This window comes from Gluconacetobacter diazotrophicus PA1 5, from assembly GCF_000021325.1.
Lineage (GTDB): Bacteria > Pseudomonadota > Alphaproteobacteria > Acetobacterales > Acetobacteraceae > Gluconacetobacter > Gluconacetobacter diazotrophicus.
Map to the genome: position 1 here is coordinate 1,230,702 of NC_011365.1, position 17,625 is coordinate 1,248,326.

A 17,625-nucleotide genomic window follows, 5' to 3' on the forward strand; every position below is an offset into this window, starting at 1 on the left:
CCCGTGGCGGGAACGGCGAACGGTCCGCCTCGCAGACGTTCGGGGTCCGGCGCGCGACGCCGGCCCCCTCCCTCCACGGCTTAGGGGAGTCCCACATGCCTGCCCTCACGCTCTCCTCTCCCTCCCAGGACTCGAACCCGCTCGATCTCATGGAGCAGATCGTCGGCGGATATGAATGGGCGTTCGAACGCCGAAACGATTCCGAAATGGCCGCCGAGGCCCCGGGGAAATGGTGCGATTACGGCCTGTATTTCTCCTGGTCGCGCGAAGTCAGCGCGATGCATTTCACCTGCACGTTCGACCTGAAGGTCCCGCCCCAGCAGCGCCGGGCGCTGTTCGAACTGGTGGCCCTGGCGAACGAACGGCTGTGGATCGGCCATTTCGGCATGGACCTGGAAAGCGGCATGCCGCTGTTCCGCCACGCGGTGCTGCTGCGCGGCGCCCCCGGCGCGTCGATGGAAAGCCTGGAGGACATGATCGACATCGCCATCACGGAGTGCGAGCGGTTCTATCCCGCGTTCCAGTTCGTCCTGTGGGGCGGCAAGACGCCGGCCGAGGCGCTGGAAGCCGCCATGCTGGACTGCGCGGGCGAGGCATGACCCAGCCGGCCGGGCCTATTCCGCCCCTGCTGCTGATGGGGTGCGGGCAGATGGGCAGCGCGATGCTGGCCGGCTGGCTGGCCGACGGGCTGGCCCCGTCGGTCATCCTCGACCGGCATCGCGCCGACGGTCCGGCCCCGCATCGAATCGTCCGGCAGGCGGCAGACCTGCCGGATGATTTCACCCCGGCGCTGATCGTCCTGGCCACCAAGCCGCAGAAGGCGGCTGCCGTGATCCCGGACATCGCGCGGTTCGCCCGCCGCGCGCCGGTCCTGTCGGTCATGGCCGGCAAGACGGTCGGCGGCCTGGCGGCATCCCTGGCCGATGCCGGGGCGCCCGGCGCCGTCGTCATTCGCGCCATGCCCAACACGCCGGCCGCCATCGGCCAGGGCATGACGGTCTGCTATGCCCCCCCCGCCGCGACCGAGGCCGAACGCGCGCTGTGCGGGCGGGTGCTGTCGGCGGTCGGCGATACCGCCTGGGTCGAGCATGAGGAACAGATGGATGCCGTGACCGCGGTATCCGGCAGCGGCCCGGCCTATGTCTTCCTGCTGGCCGAACTGATGGAACAGGCGGCCGTCGCCCAGGGCCTGCCGCCCGACCTGGCCCGGCGGATCGCCCGGCGCACGGTGTCGGGTGCCGGCGCGCTGATGGAACAGTCGGGCGTGGATGCCGCCGAACTGCGCCGCCGCGTGACCAGCCCGGGCGGCACCACCCAGCAGGCCCTGGCGGTCCTGATGGAGCCCGAGGCATGGCCCGCCGCGATGGACGCCGCCATCCGCGCCGCCACCCTGCGCGCGCACGAACTCGCGTCCTGACGAACTTGCACACCGTCCCGACGTAATTTAACCGCAATACGGACCAAGCATGTCCGGATCGGCCGGACGACGCCACAGACCAGAAGACACGTCAGAAAACCCATGGACAACGACCAGTTCGACGATGCCCTGCTCCGCGCCGCCATGGATCGCGCCGCCCTGTACGGATGGGGGCGCCTGACCGTGGTCGATGCCGCGCGTGACGCGGGCATTCCGCTGGACGACGCGCGCCGGCGCTTTCCGCTGAAGGCCGCCATCCTGCTGAAGCTGGGACGGCTGGCGGACGAATCGGCCCTGGTCGATGACGGCAGCACCGGTACGGTACGCGAAAAGCTGTTCGACCTGCTGATGCGCCGTTTCGATGTGCTGCAGCAATATCGGGCCGGCGTGCGCGCGGTGATGCGCGCCCTGCCCTTCGACCCCGCGACGGCGCTGGTCCTGGGCGCGGCCACGGTGGAAAGCATGCGCTGGATGGCCGGCGCGGCCGGGCTGGACGTGTCGGGCATTGCCGGCACGCTGCGGGTCCAGGGACTGGTCGGCGTCTGGACCTATGCCCTGCGGGCCTGGGACAACGACGACAGCGAGGACCTGTCCCGCACCATGGCCGCGCTGGACCAGGCCCTGGACCGCGCGGCCCGGCTGGGCGACCTGCTGGAACGGCGTGGATCGGCCGCACCGTCCCTGCCGCCGGACGAAGGCGATATCGACCTGTCGGTCGACCTGACGCGGGACGCCGAGCCGGAACCGTTCTGAGGCGGAGCATTCGGGGGCAGATGCCCCCTTTACGCCACCCCGTCGAAGACATTAGAAGGACGGAACCGAGGCGATTCGACGTGATGGGGCGTAGCCAAGCGGTAAGGCAGCGGATTTTGATTCCGCCATTCGGAGGTTCGATCCCTCCCGCCCCAGCCATGGTTTCCCGGTTAGTCGGAACGCCGTGCCGACATACACCGTACTGTCAGCACGGATTGCCATGCCACACGGTTGCGCCACGAGATTTCGCAAATCCGTCCCGCACGGCACAGTCCAGGCAAAAGAGCGCACGGACGCCCCGGCGAGGAGTCCTTCCGATACGGACTGCGTTTTTCGACCCGCCCCTGCGGGCAGCACCCGCGGCCAGGTGACGGGCCGCGGGTGGAATGACGTCAGACCGCCTTCTTCAGGTTCGGGCTGGCCTTGAAGCGCACCGTCTTGCCGGCCTTGACCTTCACCGGCTCGCCGGTGCGGGGGTTGAGCGCCTTGCGGGCCTTGGTCTTCTTGACCGTGAACGTCCCGAACGACGGCAGGGTAAAGCCGCCTTCCTTCTTCATTTCGCGGACGATGGCGGCGATCAGGTCAGAGGCGGCCTGGTTGGCGGCAACACCGGTGCAATCGATCGAATCCTGGATAACCGCGGCGATGAAGGCTTTGCTCATGGGCTCTGTTCACTCCTGTCCGGACATGGGAAAAAAATCGTGGCGGGCCGGTCCGTCACGACATCGTGCCTCAGCGGTCGCGGCTTTTAGCGCGCGGTTAAATCTTACGCCAGAAAATTCTTCCAGGCATGGATAATGTTGCTGACGCGGACTGCAAAAGCGTCATCTCTTCCCGAAAACCACCGATTTCAGGGGAAACTGGGCAAGCCGTGGATAATTGTAACGGACGCGCACCATTGCCGGAATGGTGGGGGCGTGGGCGCATGGCGCGGTGCCGGAAGGGGTCAGCGGCGACGTCTCTTGCGGCCGCTCAGCCACACGCGGTGGCGGGATCGTCGCCCGCCTGCACCCATCCCGATGCCGCGCGCAGCAGATCGAGCAGTTCGCGCGCCTGCCCGTCCCATGTCGCCAGCCGGTCCTTGCACGGATTGACATAACCGGCCAGGCGATCCGGGCGGTCCAGCAGGTCCGTCACCGCCGCCGCCAGATCGGATGCCGGCGCCGACAGGCCGATCAATGTGCCGTTCACCCCGGGTACGATATCCTCCGCCTGGCCGCCGGGCGCGGATGCGACGACCCAGACGTCGCGGGCCAGGGCCTCGCGCACCGTCAGGCCGTAACTTTCCGGCCAGCGCGAGGGAAACAGCAGAACGTCGATGGAATCGAAGAACGCATCGACCGTCTCGCCGTCATAGGCCGGAAGAACCTCCAGCTTGCCCTGTACCCGCCAGTCGCCGACTTCGATGGATCGCAGGCCAAGCGCCGTCTTGTTGTCCACCAGGCGCAGGACCCAGTCGGCACGCGCCAGCCCCTCGAACGCCGCGCGGATCACCGGATACCCCTTGACCGCGTCGCTGCCCCCGACATAGCCGAACCGCAGGGCACGGCCGCCGGGAGCCACAGGCGTGCGCGGGCGCTTCGGCCAGCGAAATCCGTTGCGATGCACCACGATCCGCGCCGGATCGACGCCGTTGGCGATGTGCAGCCGGCGATGCGCGGCACTGGGGCTGAGCAGCAGCGCCGCATCGCGCAGGCCGGCCCCCGCCAGCACCGCCCGGTCGGCCAGGTAGCGGGCCTGCGGGCGGCACCGCTGGCAGGTGCGCGGATCGATCCGTTCCTGCCCGCAGAACTGGCCGTCCTCGCGCACCATGAACTGCCGGTCGCACAGCCACCACGCATCATGCAATGTCAGCACATAGGGAATCCCCTGGTGCCGGCAGACATCCAGCAGCCCGACCCCCAGCCCCTGCGGAGCATGGACATGCACCACGTCCGGGCGAAAAGCCGCGACATAATCGGCAAAGATCGCAGCCGCCGCGGGGTTGTGGAACATCGCGAGTCCGTCATGCTCCGCCGGCACGTCCAGCGCGACCACCGGCACCCCACGGTGCCGGTAGCGCAGGGCCGAGGCCGGGCGCCCCGGTTCCGCCGGGCGCGTGGTCAGCACCGCGATGTCGGCCTGGCCGCCGGCCTGCAGCCGCTGGGCCATTTCCACCGCCACATGCGTGGCTCCGCCGAAGGCGCGCGGCGGGTAATAGACATTCACGCACAGCACCCGCAGCCGCCTGCCCGTGACCGCGCCCCCGACCGGTTTCATGGCTGGTTTCATAGCCGGATTCAGGGCCGGCACGGCCGGACGGCCGAACACCGCCGCCACCTGCCGTTCGGCCATATGGGCCAGGGCATAGCGGTCCAGGATGTCGGCCAGGGCCCGCCGCCCGACCTGACGGCGCAGCGTCGCATCGCCCGACAGCAGCAGCAGGGCCCGCGTCCAGTCGGCATCCGTGGCGGCCAGATAGCCGGTCGTTCCATCCACGATCACGTCCGCGAACGCCCGGCGGGGCGAACAGACCGACGGCAGGCCCAGACTGGCGGCTTCCAGATATTTGATGTTGCTCTTGGCATCATTGAAGACGCTGTCTTCCAGCGGGGCGATGACGATATCCGCGCGCGCCATCAGCGCCAGGTACTCCGCATAGGGACGGAGGGGCAGGACGACCACCCGTGTGCCCAGCGCCTGCAGGGCGCGGGGCACCTGCAGTTCGCCCACGATCCACAGACGCAGCCGCGCGTCCGCCGCCATCGCCGCGACCAGGCCCGGCACCGCCACGCGAAAATCGGCGTCATGGGTGCGGGTACCGGACCCGTAGACGATGACCACCGTCCCGTCAGCCGCCCCGTGCCCCGCCGCTGCCCGGGCGCGGGCCAGAGCCGCGGCAGCCAGCGTTTCCTCGTCCAGCGCATTTTCGATGACCGACGCCGCCGGCAGGCCGGCCTCGCGCATCGCCCGCGCCAGCACCGGGGTCGAGGCGATGCCGCGATCGCAGGACAGCATGCAGGTCCGGAACAGCCTGACCCCGGACAGAAGCCCGGCACGTTCGGCCTCGGGCAACGCCGCCAGGTTGTTGTTCTGAAAATACAGCGTCCGATCGAAGATCAGGTCATCGACTTCCCACCATGACGGCACCGACAGACGTCGTGTTTCGGCCAGCAGCATCCTGACCGAGGCAAAGGCCGGAACCCGGTAGAAGACGACGCGCGTGCAGAATTGCAGCGCGGTCAGCGCCTCGCCGGTGTCGCGCCAGTCCACCACGCGGCAGGTCCATCCCAGGTGCCGCACCTGTTCGACCCTTTGCCACACACGATATTTCGCACATTGGGCCAGGCTGAGTTCCGCGATGATCAGGATCTGCGGCGTCCAGTCCGCCGGCCCGGCAGCCATGGCATACGCATCGTGGCTGGACACCGGTCCATCCGCCCCGCCGTCCGGAGGCGGCGACAACACGCGCGCCACAAGGCGGGCGGCGGACACGACGCCGTCCCGCCGCGTCTTTCGCCACAGCGCGGCGGCGGCGACGCCCAGCGGACGCCCGAACGGGTCGCGCCCCCGCATCGCCGCCCGGATGGCACGGACGATCCGCAGCACCCGACCCGACAGCGCGCGATCCTGCAGCGCCAGCGCCCGGCGCAACTGGTCGCATTCCGCCTGCAGGCCGGTGGCGCGCGCGGCCTGCAACCGTGCGCCGGCGCGGTCCAGGTCCCTGTCGTCCGGCGCCGATCGGGGCCGGGGCGCGATCCGGTTCATCCGCCCGGTCAGCTCAGGGTGAAGTCGCTGGCCTTCAGGTCGGTGACCCCCATGAAGGTGATCTTCGTGCTGTCACTCAACTGGATGGTGCTGTTGCCGCCCGCCACGGTCGCGGAATCCAGCACGGCCTGCAGGCCGTTGCCGTTTTGGTAACCATATTGGTACAGTGCGGCGAGATTGCCCGCCGAACTGCCGAAATCGGTGATCACGTTGTCACCGCCGCTGCTGGGTCCCTTGGTGAAGGCGAACAGGTTGTCGCCCGCGCCGCCGGTCATCGTGGCGCTGCCCGTGCCGCCGACCAGCGTATCGTTGCCGGCCCCGCCGATGAAGGTCGCGTCCCCTCCATCGGCGAAGGCATGCAGGGGCATGCTGGATGCCGCCCCGTCCAGCGTTTCGTTGCCCGTGTTGGCGACGAACAGGGTCCGGCCGGATGCATTGACCGTCATGTCCAGGTCCGCGCCGCCGAAGATCGTGGCCTGCGCCGCCGTCACGGTGGTCATGCCCGTGCCGTTCAGGAAGGTCAGGCTGCCCGTCACGCTGATGCTGTTGCCCACGCCCATGCGGACCTGCAGGTCGCCGGCCGCCGAAATCGTATCCGCCACCGCGCCGGAGATCGTGCCGGTCGCGCCGGTGAAATTGACCAGGTCCTGCGTTCCGCCCGACACGGTGCTGCCGCCGCCCACGGAAATGGTGCTTCCGGCCGCCTGGTCGGTGATCGCGGCAGCGTCGCCCAGCACGATCAGCGAATTGCCGCCATAGATGGTCACCGCCTGCGTGCCGGTGTCGCCGACAATGGTATCCTGCCCCATCGACGCCACCGAATTCGACCCGCTGCCCAGATAGATCTGGTTGTCGCCCGATCCGGCATTCACGGTATCGTTGCCGCTGCCGGTGTCGATCAGGTCATTGCCGGCCGCGGTATCGATGGTGAAGTCACCGTCGGTGCCGATCACGACATTGTCGCCCGCCGTCGCCAGGAAACTGCCGCCCGCGTCGCCGCCCAGGAATGTGGTCCCCCCCGTCGTGCCCGCGATGACATCGACCGGCGTCGTGACGCCAAGCGTGCTGATATCCACATGCGACGTCAGGATATTGCCCGACATTCCCTGCGACAGGGCGCCGGCCACGATGTTCACGTACGCCCCTTCCAGGGCATAGGCGCCACCGACCGTGATCACGGCCGCCGCATTTCCGCCGCCGGCTATATTGATCCCGCTTTGCAGGGTCGCGAAGCTCTTGCCCGCGGCGGTGTCCTGCAATGTCCTGGCATAGGCGTTGGCCAGGGCCAGCGTGTCACCGCCATCGACCGTCACGTTGACGCTGGCACCCGACGCACCCATTACGGTTACAATAGCCACGTGCTGTGCTCCTCACCCGCTGCCCGGCTGCCCGTCCGGCCGGAACGACAGCGCCATGAAAGCGGGGAGATCTTCCCAAAATATTAATATCCCCGCTGCCAGGATCACAAAATGACGCGTGACCTCCTCCTGGCAGAATGGACGACCGACATCCCGATGGACGCTGACGAACGGCTTTCGCCCTGCCCGCTGCCCGAAGGGCTTCGCCTGATGGGCCGCGACGCGCTCGATCCCTATTTCCTGGTGCCGCCCGAACTGGACCCCGATCCCGCCATCAACGCGGTGCTGCCGTTCCTGGGCTGGATCGTCACGCTGGCCCGGCCCCGCCGCATCGGCCTGATGCCGGCCCGGAAGGCGATCGCGGCCCTGATGGCGGACGTGGCGCACCGGATGCGCCTGCCGGCGGACATCCGCGCCCTGCCGTTCCAGCCGCCGCCTGCCGGATTCGACCTGCTATGGCTGGATCTTCCGCCGGCCAGCACGCCGGATGCCGCCCTGGCACCGACGCCCGACCAGATGCTCCAGCTGCTGGGCCAGGGGGGCATTGTCGTGCTGCACGGCCTGGATAGCGGCGGCTGGGACGACCTTTCCATGGCGACCCTGAATCTGGGGCGCGGACTGGGCGTGCTGGTAGGGGGCGCGTGTCGCGGGGGCTCCGTGGCCAGCCTGTGCGCGATGCTGAATCGTTCCGACGACGGCACGGCAGCCAACCTGGCCGCCCGCTTCGCCGCGATCGGCGCGCATTGGGCCGCCCGCCGCGCCCTGGCCGACACGCAGGCGGAACTGGACCGGACCCGGCAGGCGCTCAGTCATCTGCGGCTGGATGCCATGGAGATGCGGCTGGCCCTGAACCATCAGGATGCCGCCGGGCAGGATGCGAACCGGCAGGGGTCGTCCCCCCCGGCCGCGCCGCCCGTCCCCGTCACGCCGGCCGCACCGCCGCCGAAGGGACCATCCCGGTGGCGTCGCCTTGCCCGCAGGCTGATCCGGGGGCCTGCTACCCCTGCCCCTGCAAGCGCCGACCGCACGATCCGCACGGTCCTGTTCGTATCCGGCGAACCGGGCACCCCCGGCACGACCTACCGCGTCACGCGCAACGCCGCCGCCTGCGCCGCCGCCGGATACGCGACCCGGTGCAGGGACTGCGCGGCGGTCGGGCCGGACGACATCGCATGGGCCGACATGGTCGTGCTGTGGCGCGTGGAATATAGCGGCCATGTCGACACCTTGCTGGGCCTGGCCCGGGCGCGCGGCGCCGTGCTGGCCTTCGATGCCGATGACATCGTGTTCGAACCCGCCCTGGCGCGCACCGACCTGATCGACGGAATCCGCGTCAGTCCGGCCCCCGTGGCGCGGATCGAACGGATGTATGCCGACATGCAGCGCACCATGCGCCAGTGCGACCTCGGCCTGGCCACCACCGATACGCTGGCCGACTGGATGCGCCCCTTCCTGAAGCTGACGCTGGTGCTGCCGAACACCTTCGATAACGCGACGCTGCAGCGTGCACGCCACGCCGTCCGCCGGCGGGCGCTGGCCGCGCCCGACGCGGCGGATGACGTCGTGCGGATAGGCTATGCCACCGGATCGCGCACCCACCAGCGCGACTTCGCCCGTGCCCTGCCCGGCCTGCTGCGGGTCATGGACCGACGGGCGCAGGTGCGCCTGGTCCTGTTCCGCGAACCCGGCGGAGGGCGCCCCCTGCTGCTGATCGAGGAATTTCCCGACCTGCACGCGCGGTCGGCGCAGATCGAATGGCGCGACATGGTGACGCTGGACGCGCTGCCGGACGAACTGGCGCGGCTGGACATCTCGATTGCCCCGTTGGAGGACGGCAATCCGTTCTGCGAGGCCAAGAGCGAACTGAAATTCTTCGAGGCCGCGCTGGCCGGCGTCTGTACCGTCGCCTCGCCCACCGCGCCGTTTCGCGCCGCCATCCGGCCGGGCGTGACCGGCCTGCTGGCGGACGGTGCGGCGGAATGGGAAAGCGCGCTGCTGCGTCTGGTGGACGACCCCGCCCTGCGCCGCCGCATGGCGCGCGACGCGCTGCACACGGTGCTGTGGGAATACGGCCCCCAGCGACAGGCCGCCCTGCTGGGGCCGGCCATCGCCGGGCTGGGCGATGCGCGGGCAGCGGCACGGGCCGGCGCCACCGCCCTGGCACGCGGCGCCTTCCGCGTCCGCGCCATTCCCCGGATCCCCGACAGCACGGTCCTGTTCACCCAGGACCATCTGCAGGACGCCGCCGTCACGGTCGTCGTGACCGCGTATAATTATGCCGGCCACGTCATCGAGGCCCTGGACTCCGTCCGCCGCCAGACGCTCGACCCGCTGGACCTGATCGTGGTCGATGATGCCTCGACCGACGATACTCCGTCGCTGCTGACGGGCTGGGCGGCCCGGCATGGCGCACGGTTCAACCGGCTGCTGATCCTGCGCGCCCGGCGCAATGCCGGGCTGGGCGGCGCGCGCAATATCGGCATGGCGGCGGCCGAAACCCCCTATGTCCTGCAACTGGACGCCGACAACCGCCTGCTGCCCGATGCCTGCGCCCGCTTGCTGGCCGCCATCGCGGCGGAAAGAGCGGGCTATGCCTATCCCCTGATCCGCCAGTTCGGGCGCGAGGCCAGCGTGATGGGCGATACCCCGTTCCATCCCGGGCGACTGGTCGGCGGCAATACCATCGACGCCATGGCGCTGGTGGCCAAATGGGCTTGGGCCGCCGCCGGCGGCTATTACGTGCGGCGCGACGCCATGGGGTGGGAGGATTACGACCTGTGGTGCACCCTGGCAGAACTGGGCATCGCCGGTACCCAGGTGCCCGAAATCCTGGCCGAATACCGCGTGCATGACACGGCCATGACCGACACGCTGACCGAACGGCCGCACCACAAGGACGCGGTAGTCACGCTGCTGCGAGACCGCCATCCCTGGATTCGCCTGACGGCCCCCGAGACACGTGCGCGTTCATGAGCAGGCCGACGGGCGGGATCAGGGGACGTTTCTTTCCAACTCTTCCAGCCATAGCCTGGCATTGCCGTCGGAGGGCGCGCGCCAGTCGCCACGCGGCGAGAGGGCACCGCCGGCCACCACCTTGGGCCCATTCGGCATCGCCGAGCGCTTGAACTGGCTGAACCCGAAAAAGCGCGTCAGGAACACCGACAGCCAGTGCCGGATGGTCGGCAGGTCGTATTCCACCCGTCGGTCGGCCGGAAAACCGGGCGGCCAGGCCCCGATTCCGGCGTCCTTCCACGCGATTTCGGCCATGAAGGCGATGCGGGAGGGCCGGAAGCCGTGGCGCAGGACATAGAACAGCGTGAAATCCTGCAGCGCGTAGGGACCGATCCGTTCCTCCGTGCTCTGCAGCGCCTGGTCCTCGCCCGCCGGCACCAGTTCGGGCGAAATCTCGGTGTCCAGGATGGACGCCAGCACGCCGGCCGCGTCATCATCCACCCGCCGCGCCGAAATGACCCAGCGGATCAGATGCTGGATCAGCGTCTTCGGCAGCCCGGCATTGACGTTGTAATGCGACATCTGGTCGCCCACGCCATAGGTACACCAGCCCAGCGCCAGTTCCGACAGGTCGCCGGTGCCGATCACGATGCCGCCATGCTGGTTGGCCAGGCGGAACAGGAAGTCGGTCCGCAATCCCGCCTGCACGTTCTCGAACGTGACGTCGTATTGCGGCACGCCGCTGGCGAAGGGATGACCCATCTGTTCCAGCATCATCCGCGCGGTCGGCCGGATATCCAGTTCCGCCGCCGTCACGCCCAGCGCCTGCATCAGCGCCATGGCATTGGACTGCGTGCCCGCGCTGGTGCCGAATCCCGGCATGGTATAGGCCAGCACCGCGTCACGACCCAGGCCCAGTTCGTCCGCCGCGCGGACGGCCACCAGCAGCGCCTGGGTGGAATCCAGCCCGCCGGAGACGCCGATCACCATCCGGCGCGTCCCCGTGGCCTGCAGTCGCTGCTTCAGCGCCGAAACCTGGATGGTCCACGCTTCATAGCAATCCTGCTCCAGCCGCGCGGGGTCGGCGGGGACGAAGGGGAATCGTTCGATCCGCCGCATCAACCCCAGATCCCCCGGCGGGGGCGCCAGGGCGAAGCCGACGCGCCGCCATCCCGTATCGCCCCCTGTCGCGTGAAGGCCCCGGGCGGCGCGGTTGTCGGCGAAGCTGCCCATGCGGGCGCGCTCCTGCCGCAGCAGGTCCAGGTCGATATCGGCTGTCGCCCGGTTCGGACCCTGGGGAAAACGCACCGTCTCGGCCAGCAGCGCGCCGTTCTCGTAGACCGAGACCTGGCCGTCCCATGCCAGGTCGGTGGTCGATTCCCCCTCGCCCGCCGCGGCGTAGACATAGGCGCAGAGCGCGCGCGCGGATTGCGAGCGACAGAGCAGGTCCCGCGTATCCGCCTTGCCCACCGTGATGTCGCTGGCCGACGGGTTGGCGATCACCGTGGCCCCCGCCAGCGCCGCATCGGTGCTGGGCGGCGCGGGAACCCACAGATCCTCGCAGATCTCGATCGCGATCACCAGGCCGGGCACGTCCTCGGCCTCGAACAGCAGGTCGGTGCCGAAGGGCGCGGTCTGGCCCGCGACATGGATCGTCTGGCCGCGCAGGCCGGCGCCGGGCGCGAACTGCCGGGCCTCGTAGAATTCGCGATAGTTGGGCAGGTAGCTCTTGGGCACCACGCCCAGCACCGTGCCGCGATGCAGGATGACGGCGCAGTTGTACAGCGCGTCGCCATGGCGCAGCGGCGCGCCCGCCACGACAACCGGCACAAGGTCCGCCGTCGCGGCGGCCAGGGCGGCCAGGGCGGCGCCTACCCCGTCCAGCAGCACGTCCTGCTGGCGCAGGTCCTCGATCGTGTAGCCCGACACGCCCAGTTCGGGAAACACCGCCAGCGCCACGCCGTCCGCATGGCAGGCCCGGACCATGTCGGCCATCCGCGCGACGTTGGTCGCCGGATCGGCCAGTGCCACCGGCAGGGTGCAACCGGCGACCCGCGCGAAACCATGACGATAGAGGGAGCGAAAATCCGCCACGATACGATCACCCGGCTGGAGCGGATCACCCGACCACGCTCGTTTGACATCCATGGCAGGCGACCCGGCGCCCTGCCCCGGCAACCCGCCGACGCAACCATAGGGTGCGCCACGCATTGAAACCCCCATGGACCGGACGGTCCATACACATGACCCGGAGGAGGATATCTCCATGGACCTGTTACGCTGGACGCTGATCTTCCTCGTTCTCGCATTGCTGTCGGCGGCACTTGGCTTCGGCGGCATCGCGTCGAACTTCGCCTATATCGGCAAGATCCTGTTCTTCATCTTTCTTGTCCTGTTCATCGTCGGCCTGTTCTTCGGCCGAGGGCGAGGCAGAACATTGTGACCACCAACACCACCCCCGCGTACAGCCCGTCCAGCGCCGCCATGGACAGCGGCAGCGCGCCGGCCAGGTAGGCCGGCGCGTCGCAGGGCTTGGCCGGGCGCAGGGGCATGGCGGCCAGCCGTTCGGCGAACGTGCCGCCATGAAAGACCGGCGCCTGGCATTCCGGCAGCGGGCTGGGCCACCAGCCCTGCTCCACCCCGACATGGACCAGCGACAGGCCGATCGCCGCCAGCAGCACGGGCACGCCCAGCCACAGCACGGCCTGCCGCAGCCGGCCGCGCACCAGGGCCGCGATCACTCCCAGCCCCAGCAGAACCCGGTACGGCCAGCGCTCCCACAGGCACAACCCGCACGGCACCATCCCCAGCCCGTGCTCGGCCCATGCCGCGATACCCAGCGCGATCGCGCCGGCGGCAGCCAGAACCAGGGCCGTGCCCATGCCGGGCCCTGCGCCCGGCCGCCCTGTGCCGCCCCGGAAGATCCTGCGTCCCGTCCTCAATGCCATCACACGGGACAGACCGGCGGGGCCTCGTCCAGTGCGCGAAGGAAGTCGCGGGCCCAGAATCCGGCCGTGGTCCGGCGCACGTCCTCATCCAGCTTGGTCCAGCGCTGGCGGCGTTCGTCCAGGCTCATGGTCAGCGCCTGATGCAGCGCGTCGGCGATTTCGTCGGCGTCATAGGGGTTGACCAGAACGGCCTCGTCCATTTCCGGCGCCGCCCCGGCGAAGTGCGACAACACCAGCACGCCCGGTGCCGCCGCGTTCTGCGCCGCGACATATTCCTTGGCCACCAGGTTCATCCCGTCGCGCAGCGGCGTGATCAGCGCGACATCGGCCATGCGATAGAACCCGGCCAGGATGTCACGCGCGATCGGCCGCGTGATATAGCGGATGGGCGTCCAGTCGAATTCGGCATAAGCGCCGTTGATCCGCCCGGTCAGCTCGTCCAGTTGCCGGCGCAGCAGGCGATATTCCTCGACATCGCCGCGCGAGACCGGGGCGACCTGCAGGAAGGTCACCTTGCCCCGATGTTCGGGATAGCGCGCCATCAGCGCTTCGTACCCCCGGAACCGCTCGGGCAGGCCCTTGGAGTAATCCAGCCGGTCCACCCCCAGGATCAGCGCGGCCCCCCGCAGGCTGGTCCGCAGGCGCCCGGCCTCGTCACGCAGGACGCTGGCCTCGGCCTGGGCGCGGAATTCATACGGATCGATCCCGATGGGAAAGGCCCGGGCCCGTTCCTCCAGGCCGTTCAGGCGGAAGGCCTGGTTCAGGTTGTCGGCATCCTCGTCAGTCTGCACGCCGATCAGGTCATAGGCCTGCATGTCCTCCAGCAGCAGTTCCGCGCCGGGCATGGACCGCACCAGGCTCCAGGGCGGGACGGGGATATGCAGGAAGAAGCCGATGCGCGTCGTCACCCCCAGATCGCGCAGCGCCTGGCCCAGCGGGAACAGGTGATAATCATGGACCCAGATCACGTCGTCGGGGCGCAGCAGCGGCACCAGGCAGCGCGCGAACAGGGCGTTGACCTCCAGATAGGTCTGCCAGTCGCGGCGGGAATAGTTCATCAGCCCGACGCGGTAGTGAAACAGCGGCCAGAGGATGCCGTTCGAGAAATTCTGGTAGAATCCCTCGTGCTGGCGGGCGGTCAGGTCGATGGTGGCATAGGTCACGCCCTCGACCGTGTCGAAGCTGGGCTGGGGGTCGGCGTCGGTCTCGGCCTGGTTGCCCGACCAGCCGAACCATAGCGACGAACCGCCGCGCAGCGCATCCTTCAGCCCGACCGTCAGCCCACCGGCGGGCTGCGTGCGTTCGCGCGGGGATGGAACCCGGTTCGATACGATGATCAGACGCCCCATGAATCGTTCCCCCCTTTCGCCAGAGTCGCCAGCCAGGCCCGGAAGGCGGCGGGATCGGGGAAATCCCTGGGGATGCGGAACCCCACGCCGCCCAGCGCGGCGGCCTGGCGAATGCCGTCCTCGTCCGTCACGTCGTCACCGATGAAGATCGGATGCCGGCCGGCAAAGGGCGGCGACTGCATCAGTTCCGCGACCGCATGGCCCTTGTCCACGCCGTGGGGACGGATTTCCCATGCCATCTTGGCGGCCTGGATATGGAACGCCCCATTGCTGGGTGCGACCCAGGATTCTGCTGCCTCGCGCAGCAGGTCGGCCGTTTCGGGCGCCGCGCGATAATGCAGGACGAACCCCGCGACCTTGGTTTCGATCCGTACGCCCGGATGCGCCGCGGCCAGGGTTTCCGCCGCCTGCAGCCAGGTCGAGGGCACATGCGGCAGGTCGGCGCGCACGATCGGTCCGTCCGGCCGATGCCGTACCGCGATCCCGTGTTCACCCGCGACGGCGAAAGGCACGTCACCCAGGAAACGATCGATCTGGTCCACGGCCCGGCCCGAAATCACCGCCAGCGCATCGCCGCATTTTGCCCGCAGCTGCCGCAGCACGTCCAGCAGGTCAGGCGGAACCACCACCGAGTCGGGCGTGGGCGCGATATCGACCAGCGTGCCGTCGAAATCCAGCAGCAGGGCGGCTTCGTGCGGGGGGGGCATGAAACGGCCGGCCGGGCCGGCATAGTCCGTCGGGGTCATGGGCGTCTCACTCCTTGCGTAGATGGGACGGCATTCATCCCGAACCGGCCGCGCGGACCGAGGTTGCTGCCTCCGCCATCAGGGCGGAAGCAGGGATTGGGGCTGTCCCGGCTGGGACGTCGCCGAGGAAGCGCCGGGCGGAGGCGCGGCGGAAGTCGGCGGGACCGGGGGCGGAAGCGCCGGCGGCCCCAGCGGAAGCGGCCCGCCCCCACCCCCGGCCGCCCCATACGGCACCGGGGGCGGCAATGCCCCATGCTGGCCCGCAATGGCCGATGGCGCAACAGTCGGAACGGGCAATCCGGTTCCGGCCACGACCGGCGGCGCCCCGGAGGCAGGCGCCTGCTCGTCGGGTGGGGGCGAAAGGGACAACGGGGCGCCGGACATCTGGGGCGGAGAGGCGGGAGCGGGAGCCGGGGCCGCACCTGGACCCTGGGGCGTCGGGGCGCCCGGCGGATTACCGGCCTGGGCACCCTGGACCTGGGTGCTCTGGATCTGCACGCCCTGCGTCTGCGCGCCCTGCACCTGTACTCCGGGGGCCGCCTGCGCCCCCTGCCCCGCCGCCGTGGCGGCCACGGTCAGGGGCGGGGGAATAGGGGCCACGATATCCCCGGTGCAGCTGACGATTTGCACGGTATAGACCGGGTCCTGGAACACACCCAGGAACGGCTCGCCCGCCAGCATCCAGCCGTCGAAGCCCCGCCCGTCCTGCCGCGTGTCGCGGATCGTCAGCCATCCGGCCGAATCGGGCACCAGCGTCGCCGGCCGGTCGCGGCAGGCGCCGACATGGATGGTCAGCGCCCGGTACGTCACGTCCTGCCCGACCGGAATCGTCAGCGACTGGACGTGGGAATCCAACCCGTCCAGCACCCGGACGGTGGCGACCGAGCGGCCCTGCCAGGTATCGGCGGGATAAACCAGCGGCGGAGGCACCATTTCCGCCGCCCGCGCCGCGATCCCCACCGGGACCGCCGACAGGACGGCCAGGGACAGAATCAGTCTCAAGATCTTGGGCTTCGCAAGGCGGCTACGATTCCCGAAATGATCCGCCGCATTTCGTCCTCATCGACGCCGATCAGCACCGCGTCTTCGAACGCATCGCGCATGACGTCGCACAGTTCGGCGTAATTTTCGGCCAGGACCCGGATCTTGTCCTGACAGGAAACCGGGCTGCCGTCGGACTGGCGCCAGATCGCGGGCGGCGCGGGCAGGGCCCCGTCCTTTTGCACCTCGTCATTCACATCCGTGGCGTTCATGGCAGATCGTCCCCGCCGCCATGCCCCCCCGCCGGCGCACTGCCCGGACCGGTTGCCTGGGGCGCACCCTGGGTACCGGTACCCTGGGCATTCGCCTTCTGCTGATTGTTCCGCGTCATGGAATCGGTCACCGAGAAGATGAAGCGGCTGAGCAATTGTTCCAGGCTGATCGATCCCTGCGTCTCGGCGATCGCCGCCCCCGGGTGCAGCGTGGCGTCGTTCCCGCCCGGCGACAGGGCGATGTACTTCCCGCCCAGCAGGCTGTCGCTGGTGATGATGGCGGCGCTGTCGGTCGGCAGGTGAATATCGGGGCGGACCGTGAACGTCACCTGGGCCTTGAAGCTGGACGGATCGACCCGTTCGGCGACCACCTGCCCGACGGTCACGCCCGCCAGCCGAACGTCGGAGCCCACGGACAACCCGTCGATATGGGCGAAGGCGGCATTGAGACGATACCCGTCCTCATGCCGGTGCCCCTTGTCGACCACCGCAAGGGCGAGCAACCCGCCCAGCACGGCAAGCACCGCGCATCCCGCGGCGAGTTCGACCGAACTCCGGCCCCCTTTGACTGGAACCGCACTGACCATATGACATCGTTTCCCTAATACTACGGCGGGCAGACCTTAACAGGTTACGTCCGCCGATTCACCCTTCGGGAAACCACGCCTCATAATCGCTGGTCGATTCGGCACGCCGGCCGCCACGATAATCGCTGCCGGGGGGGCGGTAGGCCTCGGGGGTGCCGGTGCGGTTGGGCTGGAAAGGCACCTGCCAGGGCTGGCGGGCGCTTTCCGGCAGCGGGGCCGCATCCTGGTGATGCAGCCACCCCCACCATTCCGCCGGCACGGCCGACGCGTCCTCGCCCTTATGGTAGATGACCCAGCGTTCGTGCCGGGTCACGCCGCCGCCGGTGCGATTCGCGGTCCGCGCCTCGTAATAGCAGCGACCGTCGGCGTCCTTGCCGACCAGACGGCCCTTGAATTTGGTGTAGATCCGGGTGCCGAGATTTGCCATGGCCGCAGACTAGCCTCGTTTTCCGCTCCGGGTCCATCCCGCGCCGACGGCGCGCATCCTCACATGTCCGGGATCGCGGAACCCGCGA

16 protein-coding genes and 1 tRNA gene are annotated in these 17,625 nt (G+C 69.2%); 6 read left to right on the forward strand and 11 right to left on the reverse strand.

Features of this window, described 5'->3' with window-relative positions; translation table 11 throughout:
* Positions 1–95: 95 nt before the first annotated feature.
* The 4 genes from GDIA_RS05450 (at position 96) to GDIA_RS05465 (ending at position 2,329) form a co-directional block, all read left to right on the forward strand.
* On the forward strand, positions 96–599 hold the full coding sequence (locus GDIA_RS05450; RefSeq protein ID WP_012553583.1) for a type III secretion system chaperone family protein: 504 nt from the start codon (positions 96–98) through the stop codon (positions 597–599).
* On the forward strand, positions 596–1,417 hold the full coding sequence (gene proC / locus GDIA_RS05455; RefSeq protein ID WP_012553584.1) for a pyrroline-5-carboxylate reductase: 822 nt from the start codon (positions 596–598) through the stop codon (positions 1,415–1,417). Before GDIA_RS05450 ends, proC begins: the two co-directional genes overlap by 4 nt.
* A gap of 102 nt (positions 1,418–1,519) precedes the next feature.
* Positions 1,520–2,170: a TetR family transcriptional regulator gene (locus GDIA_RS05460; RefSeq protein ID WP_012553585.1), complete on the forward strand. Its 651-nt coding sequence runs from the start codon at positions 1,520–1,522 to the stop codon at positions 2,168–2,170.
* An 84-nt stretch (positions 2,171–2,254) separates the two neighbouring features.
* Positions 2,255–2,329 (forward strand) — tRNA-Gln (locus GDIA_RS05465).
* 233 nt (positions 2,330–2,562) lie between these two features.
* Here GDIA_RS05465 and GDIA_RS05470 read toward each other — a convergent pair.
* The 3 genes from GDIA_RS05470 to GDIA_RS05480 all read right to left on the reverse strand — a co-directional run bounded on the left by GDIA_RS05470 (position 2,563) and on the right by GDIA_RS05480 (position 7,275).
* Positions 2,563–2,832 carry an HU family DNA-binding protein gene (locus GDIA_RS05470; RefSeq protein WP_012223764.1) on the reverse strand — a complete coding sequence of 90 codons (270 nt, stop codon included), beginning with the start codon at positions 2,830–2,832 and terminating at the stop codon, positions 2,563–2,565.
* A gap of 310 nt (positions 2,833–3,142) precedes the next feature.
* Positions 3,143–5,917: a glycosyltransferase gene (locus GDIA_RS05475; protein ID WP_012553586.1), complete on the reverse strand. Its 2,775-nt coding sequence runs from the start codon at positions 5,915–5,917 to the stop codon at positions 3,143–3,145.
* Positions 5,918–5,925: 8 nt separating this feature from the next.
* A complete protein-coding gene (locus GDIA_RS05480) occupies positions 5,926–7,275 on the reverse strand; it encodes a beta strand repeat-containing protein (RefSeq protein WP_012553587.1) in 1,350 nt (449 codons plus the stop codon).
* 111 nt (positions 7,276–7,386) lie between these two features.
* On the opposite strand from GDIA_RS05480, the gene GDIA_RS05485 reads away from it, so the two are divergent.
* Entirely contained in the window at positions 7,387–10,248 is a 2,862-nt protein-coding gene (locus GDIA_RS05485) for a glycosyltransferase (RefSeq protein WP_012553588.1), read from the forward strand.
* 18 nt (positions 10,249–10,266) lie between these two features.
* Here the strand turns inward: GDIA_RS05485 and GDIA_RS05490 are convergent, their stop codons facing one another.
* The gene (locus tag GDIA_RS05490) at positions 10,267–12,375 is read right to left on the reverse strand and encodes an NAD(+) synthase (RefSeq protein ID WP_144880102.1); all 2,109 of its coding nucleotides are present in this window, start codon (positions 12,373–12,375) and stop codon (positions 10,267–10,269) included.
* 118 nt (positions 12,376–12,493) lie between these two features.
* On the opposite strand from GDIA_RS05490, the gene GDIA_RS05495 reads away from it, so the two are divergent.
* A complete protein-coding gene (locus GDIA_RS05495) occupies positions 12,494–12,670 on the forward strand; it encodes a DUF1328 domain-containing protein (protein WP_012223756.1) in 177 nt (58 codons plus the stop codon).
* Here the strand turns inward: GDIA_RS05495 and GDIA_RS05500 are convergent.
* The 7 genes from GDIA_RS05500 to GDIA_RS05530 form a co-directional block, all read right to left on the reverse strand.
* Complete coding sequence (locus GDIA_RS05500; protein ID WP_012553590.1) at positions 12,624–13,109, reverse strand: disulfide bond formation protein B; 486 nt, start codon at positions 13,107–13,109, stop codon at positions 12,624–12,626. The two genes, GDIA_RS05495 and GDIA_RS05500, sit on opposite strands and share 47 nt — an antisense overlap.
* A 65-nt stretch (positions 13,110–13,174) precedes the next feature.
* On the reverse strand, positions 13,175–14,524 hold the full coding sequence (locus GDIA_RS05505; RefSeq protein ID WP_012223754.1) for an alpha,alpha-trehalose-phosphate synthase (UDP-forming): 1,350 nt from the start codon (positions 14,522–14,524) through the stop codon (positions 13,175–13,177).
* Complete coding sequence (otsB, locus tag GDIA_RS05510) at positions 14,512–15,270, reverse strand: trehalose-phosphatase (protein ID WP_012553591.1); 759 nt, start codon at positions 15,268–15,270, stop codon at positions 14,512–14,514. Before otsB ends, GDIA_RS05505 begins: the two co-directional genes overlap by 13 nt.
* Positions 15,271–15,348: 78 nt before the next feature.
* Positions 15,349–16,272 carry a DUF2155 domain-containing protein gene (locus GDIA_RS05515; protein ID WP_012553592.1) on the reverse strand — a complete coding sequence of 308 codons (924 nt, stop codon included), beginning with the start codon at positions 16,270–16,272 and terminating at the stop codon, positions 15,349–15,351.
* On the reverse strand, positions 16,269–16,523 hold the full coding sequence (locus tag GDIA_RS05520; protein ID WP_012223747.1) for a hypothetical protein: 255 nt from the start codon (positions 16,521–16,523) through the stop codon (positions 16,269–16,271). The genes GDIA_RS05515 and GDIA_RS05520 overlap by 4 nt, the downstream gene beginning before the upstream one ends.
* On the reverse strand, positions 16,520–17,110 hold the full coding sequence (gene mlaD / locus GDIA_RS05525; protein ID WP_012223745.1) for an outer membrane lipid asymmetry maintenance protein MlaD: 591 nt from the start codon (positions 17,108–17,110) through the stop codon (positions 16,520–16,522). Before mlaD ends, GDIA_RS05520 begins: the two co-directional genes overlap by 4 nt.
* A gap of 58 nt (positions 17,111–17,168) precedes the next feature.
* Positions 17,169–17,537, reverse strand: coding sequence for an NADH-ubiquinone oxidoreductase subunit NDUFA12 family protein (locus GDIA_RS05530; protein WP_012223738.1), 369 nt, complete (start codon positions 17,535–17,537; stop codon positions 17,169–17,171).
* Positions 17,538–17,625 lie beyond the last annotated feature (88 nt).